Annotated in this window: 3 protein-coding genes, 1 tRNA gene and 1 other RNA gene; 3 read left to right on the plus strand and 2 right to left on the minus strand. The window is 29.9% G+C overall.

Annotation, left to right across the window (positions count from 1 at the left end; genetic code table 11):
* Positions 1-186: 186 nt before the first annotated feature.
* A tRNA-Glu gene (locus tag U9R42_00440) sits at positions 187-263 on the minus strand.
* Between the two features lie 205 nt (positions 264-468).
* On the opposite strand from U9R42_00440, the gene gap reads away from it, so the two are divergent.
* From gap to rnpB, 3 genes are all read left to right on the plus strand, one after another.
* Positions 469-1,470, plus strand: coding sequence for a type I glyceraldehyde-3-phosphate dehydrogenase (gene gap, locus U9R42_00445; GenBank protein ID MEA3494488.1), 1,002 nt, complete (start codon positions 469-471; stop codon positions 1,468-1,470).
* A gap of 119 nt (positions 1,471-1,589) precedes the next feature.
* Positions 1,590-1,754, plus strand: a complete 165-nt coding sequence (locus tag U9R42_00450) for a hypothetical protein (GenBank protein ID MEA3494489.1) — start codon at positions 1,590-1,592, stop codon at positions 1,752-1,754.
* A gap of 46 nt (positions 1,755-1,800) precedes the next feature.
* An RNA gene (gene rnpB, locus U9R42_00455) (RNase P RNA component class A) lies at positions 1,801-2,213 on the plus strand.
* Between the two features lie 295 nt (positions 2,214-2,508).
* Here rnpB and U9R42_00460 read toward each other — a convergent pair.
* Positions 2,509-5,955 carry a PEP/pyruvate-binding domain-containing protein gene (locus U9R42_00460; GenBank protein MEA3494490.1) on the minus strand — a complete coding sequence of 1,149 codons (3,447 nt, stop codon included), beginning with the start codon at positions 5,953-5,955 and terminating at the stop codon, positions 2,509-2,511.
* Positions 5,956-6,233 lie beyond the last annotated feature (278 nt).

Here is a 6,233-nt window from a genome sequence, read left to right on the forward strand (position 1 = left end):
CGTGGCTAATTATCAATATCTTGCCACAAAGACACCAAGGCACAAAGTTGCACTAAGAAAAAACACATAATATAACAGCCAGATAATAAGTATGTTAGCACACAGAATTATTATGCGAAACTTGAGTAAAATATATTAAAAGGAAAAATATGTAGCAAAAAAAACCTCTGATTTCTCAGAGGTTACTGGTAGTCCGTAGGGGATTTGAACCCCTGTTACCAGGATGAAAACCTGGCGTCCTGACCGGCCTAGACGAACGGACCCTTTTTAAAAAAGAGGTGCAAAGATAATATTCTTTTTTTTAATACAAAGAAAAAGTTAATATTTTTTTAAAATATTTTTTAATAGCTCTATATCAGTAAATTAGTCTATTAGTAACTTTTGTAAATTTATTACAAAACAGTTTCATTTATTTAAAATATTTTATAGATTTGTTGTTTATTCATGTTCACAAAAAAATAAACTATAATGAAAAAAATTAATATTGCAATTAATGGATTTGGGAGAATCGGAAGAAATACATTTAGAGTTCTTTATAATAGAGAAGACATGAATGTTGTCGCTATTAATGATTTAGCAGACATAAAAACCCTTGCCTATTTGTTAGAGTTTGATTCAATTTATCATACTTTGGATGAAAAAGTTGAAATTTCCGGAGATTATCTTTTGGTAGGGAAAAATAAGATAAAAATTCTATCAGAAAAAAATAATGAGGAATTACCTTGGAAAGAACTTAATGTTGATGTAGTTCTTGAATCAACAGGCGTTTTTAGAACAACAGAAAAACTAAAAAAACATTTAAAAGCCGGAGCTAAAAAAGTTATTCTTTCAGCACCTCCAAAAGATAACGAAACCAAAACAATAGTGTTAGGTATTAATGATCATATTTTAACAAAAGATGATTTAATTGTGTCTAATGCCTCATGTACAACAAATTGCCTTACTCCTTTATTAGAAGTAATGGATGAATTAGCAGGCATTGAAAGAGGTATTGCCACAACAATTCATGCCTATACTTCTGATCAAAGATTAATTGACAGCCCCCATAGTGACTTACGCAGGTCAAGAGCTGCCGCAGTTAATATTATTCCTACTTCTACCGGTGCTGCTAAAGCTGCAATAGAGGTATTTCCTCATTTAAAAGGGAAATTAACTGCTAGTGCTTATCGTGTTCCTGTGAATGACGGGTCAATAACTGATTTGGTACTTGATTTAAAAAAGGAAGTAAGTATTGAAGAAATAAATACTGCATTTAGAAAAGCAGCTAGCACATACTTAAAAGGAATCTTAAGTTATTGTGAAGATTTAATTGTATCAAACGACATAATTGGAAATCCATATTCAAGTATTTTTGATTCTAATCTTACTAATGTAAATGGAAAAATGGTAAGAGTTGTTGCATGGTATGATAATGAATCTGGATATTCGCACAGGTTGGTAGAGCTGATTGCAAAAATGGGAAATATGTAATTTTATTATTCAAGGGAGGTTCTATAAATACATTCGCATTAAGATTTTCAGAGTTTTTTATAGACAATGAAAATTTTTGAAGCAATATCGGGATAATGTAAAAAAATTTGAAGAAGTATATGGAAAACTCTGAAAACCCTTTGGGAACAAAGATAATAAACAATCTGACTGCGTTAAAATTTTTCTCAATAGCTACGGCTATTCAGAAAAATTTCTGCCTTGCATCTTATTCATTATCTTTATTTCTTAAAAGAAATGTATTTATAGAACCTCCCTCAAAATAATAATAAGTATTTACACTTTAAATTATTGAAATAGTTACCTTTGCATAAAATAAGACATTCTATCGCCTCAAATAAAGTTTTGAGGAGGAAAGTCCGGGCAACAAAGTAGCACAACACTTCCTAACAGGAAGGAGCCTTAGGGTTACGGAAAGTGCCACAGAAAAGGAAACTGCCTATGTTGGTATTTTGAAAAAGCTTGCTTTTAAAAATTCCGGCAGGTGAAGGTGAAAAGGTGAGGTAAGAGCTCACCAGTTTCGGGAGTGATTCCGAAAGCTTGGTAAACCCTGTTGGTTGAAAGGTCAAATATACCGAAATGTTCTCTTATGAGAAAGACAAGTTGCTCGCTTGTATTTTCGGGGGGTAGATCGCTTGAGGCTGTTGGCAACAGCAGTCCTAGATAAATGATAGAAATTTCGCTTATGCGAAATACAAAATCCGGCTTATCGTCTTATTTTTTAAAGACCGAAGTTTTTCTTCGGTCTTTTTTATTTAGTGTGCTTTTATTTTGAGAGTTATAGCAATTTAATTTCAAAACGCCTGATAAATAAATTAAATTATATTTTTCTTTTTTTAGGCAAAAATTCTTTGCATAACTTGTTCCGCACTTGTTTCGGAAGCTATAGCTACGGAAATAATTTTTAACGACAAAAAAGGGAAATAGAAATGATTTATATCGGGTGTTTTGATGTTAATTTGGTATTATTGTCTCTTAGAAAAAATATATTATTTAAAAGCAAAAAGCACCTTAAACTTTTTACTCAAAAGTAATAACCGAAATTCCTTTCTTCCCGTCCATTCTAACTGTTAATGGTTTTTCAAATCTTATTTGCGTAAAGAATTTTTCTTGATTTATTATTTTTTGTTTTTTTAGCTTTTTCCAATTTATAAAATTATCATCAATATTTTGATGAACAGAGAAATATCCTACATTCATAGAAGTAACATTATGAAAAAAGTGTGAACCTGATGAGGAATCAAGAGGATAATCTTCAAAATTTGTTTCTACAATTACTTTTGCATTTGAAATTTGAGGCCATGAAACAGGTATTCCAATCCACTTATCTCGTGTACCCCACCTACCGGGACCAATAAGAATATATTTTCTTCCTTCTTTAGTCATTTTATTATTTAAGTTCTCTACTTCCAATGCCATTTCTTCTGTTTTACTTTTCTCAAAAATTTCAGGATTTATAAAAACAACATCTTGAATATCACTTATTTTTCCGTTCCCCATTCCTTTTATGGATTGAAGTAATATTTTTTCTTTATTAATTTCATTAAGATTAATTTCGTAATCTCTTGCACTGCCTATCAATGGTTTTATTTGAAGGATATAAAATGATGCTTTGCCATCTTTATCTTTTGTTAAATCAACAGAAAATTCAATTTCAATTGGAGAACCCATAGCTTCTTTACCAATATCCAGAATTGCTTCAATAGTTTTTGACAAAGGGATATAATTATATTTTAAAATATTTGCAAAGTTGACAATTCGTGGACCATAAGAATCAATACCTGGTATTATTCTTTCATTTTCATTGTCAAAAACAGAAGCACAATGTTTAAGAGTACCCTGTTTTTCGGCAACACTAATATCAGATTTTACAAGTCCTGCATCCTCTCCTGTTAGCAAGTTTAAATCTTTGTTTTCAAGATTTACAGCATAAAAATATAATTGCGACTCTTTGTATTGATCTACTGGTGTATTATTGACAAGATCAGGATATTTTTGACAAAAACGGAAAGCTTTTTCTCCTTCAACCACATATCTACCAAGTCCCATTGCGGCAACAGAAAAGCCATCTTCAGGTTTTATATATCCGAATGGATAATAATTGTATGATTGCGAAACTCCACTAAAATGAGGATAATACATCTCATCATGTTTAGTTCCAACAACTTCTTGTATTACAACAGCCATTTTTTCTTCCTCAATTTTATAGTTTACTGCATTTATATAACCTTTTGCCGTTTTTGAAAAAACCGAAGAAAAAACAAGTTTAATAGCATCCATACATTGTTTAATCCTTACTTTAATATTAGGGTTATTGTTTGGCAAAAGATAAGTTGCAAAAATACCGGCAAATGGTTGTGTTAAAGAATCTTCCAATAAACCTGAAGAACGTACAGCTATCGGTTTATCAATTAGTTGTAAAAGTTTTTTAAGCTTTTTCTTTAATCCTTCTGACAGTTCTGACTGTATAAATCTTTCTTTTATTATATCATAATCATCAGTCTCCAAAACAAAATCAGCGAGCTTATTGTGTTCCATAAAGAACTCAAATTCATCAGTTCCTATAATGGCAGTTTTTGGTGAACGTATATTAATGTCTTCAACCATTTTTGAAAAGTCAAAATTATTAATAAGATTATTGATAAAAGCTAATCCACGCCCTTTTCCTCCCATAGCACCATCTGTTAAACCTACAATATTTGTTTCATCAAGTATTGCAGTTTCTTCAAAAGGTATTACTTTTCCTGTGTTTTGTTCATTACGAAATATTGAAATTTTTTCAATTAAATATTGACGTAATTCATCAGGAGTAGTAAAATCAGATGTTTTAGCAGGATTAATAACTTTTGCAACTTGAATTTCGCCCCTTGCCATTAGCCATAATGAGAAATGATTTTTTTTGCCATGATAAACCAATGATTCATCAGGTATTGTTTTTAAACGCATTTCAAATTCTTTTAAAGATTTTGCCTCAGCAATCTTTCTTCCGCTTTTATTCCGATAAATAAAATTACCAAATCCCAGAAAATGGGTTATAAAACTTCTAAAATCTTGAGTAAGACTTTCAGAATTTTTATCTATAAATATTGATTTTAATTCGTATGCTTTATCTGCATTTTCAGGATTTGATGATTGGATAATTGTTGGTAATTCCGGTGATTGTTTTTTAATTTCTTTTACAAGTGAAAAGCCTGCATTTTCATCAATAACACCATTTCTTGGATATTTTACATCCGTTATCAAGCAAAGCATAAAATCTTTGTATTTCTCAAAAATTTCTATTGCCTTTTCATAATCTGAAACAAGAATAATTTTTGGCCTTGCTCTTAATCTTAAAACTTTATAAAGTTCATCTGTACTTACATCATCAATTATTCTTTTTGTTTGTTTCAAAACAATTTGATACAGTAAAGGCAAGTATCTTGAGTAAAATTGCTCTGAATCTTCAACAAGTAAAATTACACGAACATGTCCTAATTTTGTATCATTTTCAATATTAATCTTATCTTCAACATATTTTATCATCGCAAAAAATATGTTTGAATCACCATTCCAAACAAATATTTTTTCAATAAATGGAAGTTTTTTATGTTTAAAAAGTGCAAGATCACTATTGTTATTAAATAATAGAAATAATGGAATATAGGGGTATCTCTTTTTAATATTTTCGCTAATTTTTATTGGCATTTTTTTATCAACACCTACCATAAAAATTATCATGTCAAAATGCTTAGCTTCAAGATATTCAATAATTTCTTCTTCTGAGGTAACTCCGGTTATTCGTGGTAAAGATGTAAGATTTAATTGATGATATTCACCAAGTACATGCTCCGAAAAACGTCCTTCACTTTCTATGCTAAATGCATCATAAAGATTTGCAACAAGCAAAATTTCTTTTACCTTAAAAGGCATAAGGTCATGATAAAGATCTCTTGAGGAGTTGTTTTTGTTCAAGAATGTTTGTAGTAGTTTCCGATTTGACAGTGATGTAGATGGTGTTTCTTTAATCTCAATATCATCTTTTTTAAGCTTTACATCCTCATGAATCTTTTTTGAAATTGAGCTATTTAAAAACCCGATAATAATATTTGTGATGTTTGATATTAAGTCTCTTTCTTCTTTTAAAAAAGGTCCTTCATAAAATTCTTCAAATTCTTTGTTATAAAAAATTTCTACTACACATTTTTTAAAATTATTGGTTTCAAAGGCTTCTCGCTGGCACCATTTTGTTTCTTTAAATCCTGGGGATGAATAATCTTTTTCGTCATAAATAATACGGCAAACGGTGTGCTCAGGATATTGCCAACCTTGAGGAAGTATTTTGCAAATATGATATAATGTTTCATCAATAGGTTTTCCTTCTTTAATTATTGATATTGTTTTATTAATTGCAGATAATTCCTTAAGTCTTTCTTTATGTTCTATATAGATTGTCTTTTCATTATTTTTTTGCTCGTCTGATTTCATCTTTTGCGAATTTACTTATGTTAAAACAAATGATTCTGTTAATTCCATTTGTCAGATTACAACTTCAAAACTAATGTTATTTAAAAGAAATCACTAATTTTATGAAAAGAATTGTTTCTTTTTGAAAGAAAAGAATCAATAAATGTCCCCATCAAAAATCTCGTTAAAATGTATATTACTATCTTTCAATTTACTCACAAAGTCCTTGGAATTAACAACTTCCGTTGCATAAAAGGCTCCTGTTGTATTTATCCCACCTTCATAAATTAGAGAACAAG

This window comes from Bacteroidota bacterium, from assembly GCA_034723125.1.
Classification (GTDB): domain Bacteria; phylum Bacteroidota; class Bacteroidia; order CAILMK01; family JAAYUY01; genus JAYEOP01.

Bases quoted from the DNA above. Each gene is read 5' to 3' on its own strand.
- gap (MEA3494488.1), top strand. From the start codon at position 469: ATGAAAAAAATTAATATTGCAATTAATGGATTTGGGAGAATCGGAAGA.
- U9R42_00460 (MEA3494490.1), bottom strand. From the start codon at position 5,955: ATGAAATCAGACGAGCAAAAAAATAATGAAAAGACAATCTATATAGAA.
- U9R42_00450 (MEA3494489.1), top strand. From the start codon at position 1,590: ATGGAAAACTCTGAAAACCCTTTGGGAACAAAGATAATAAACAATCTG.